This window comes from Aquipuribacter aurantiacus (genome assembly GCF_051216895.1).
Taxonomy (GTDB): Bacteria; Actinomycetota; Actinomycetes; order Actinomycetales; family JBBAYJ01; genus Aquipuribacter.
Genome location: NZ_JBPKAO010000046.1, coordinates 1 through 602, shown reverse-complemented (window position 1 = coordinate 602; position 602 = coordinate 1). Strand labels below are relative to the sequence as shown.

General features: G+C 74.7%; 1 protein-coding gene. It reads right to left on the bottom strand.

Annotated elements, in window-relative coordinates; genetic code table 11:
• Positions 1 to 340 precede the first annotated feature (340 nt).
• On the bottom strand, positions 341 to 602 hold a 262-nt coding region (locus tag ACR80Q_RS18335; protein WP_435379090.1), incomplete at its 5' end, for a hypothetical protein.

The window sequence follows — 602 nt, the reverse complement described above, 5'->3', positions numbered from 1 at the left end:
CCGCAACCGCGCCACCAGCCCCTGATCCACCGAGGAGCCCGGGGCCGAGCCAGGTGCCGGGTCCGCGGCCCCGTCCAGGGCATTCGCGCGACGACCCGCGTGCAACGTCTCAGCCTGTCGCCCCACCGCGTAGGCGGCGTCACCCTCGGTCCGGGCAGTGGCCGAACCTGTAGTCGGGGCTTCGTGCGTGTTCACGCGCTCACCGCCCCGGCGGAGACGAGCTGGGCTCGTTCGAGCAGATCGGTGGCGATGGTGGCGGCGCNCTGTCGCCCCACCGCGTAGGCGGCGTCACCCTCGGTCCGGGCAGTGGCCGAACCTGTAGTCGGGGCTTCGTGCGTGTTCACGCGCTCACCGCCCCGGCGGAGACGAGCTGGGCTCGTTCGAGCAGATCGGTGGCGATGGTGGCGGCGCTGGCCAGCAGGGCGGATCGGTCGATGCCCCGGCCGGTGGTCGGGTGACCGCTGAGGGCGGCAGCGGTGCGCGGGTCGTGGGCCAGGACCCCGGCAACCGGGATGTCCTGCAGGCCGGGCGCCTGGGCCAGAACGTCGCCCACGTCGCGCTGCTGCGCCCGTCGTCGCCCTGGGGTGGTGGGGTCGGCGACC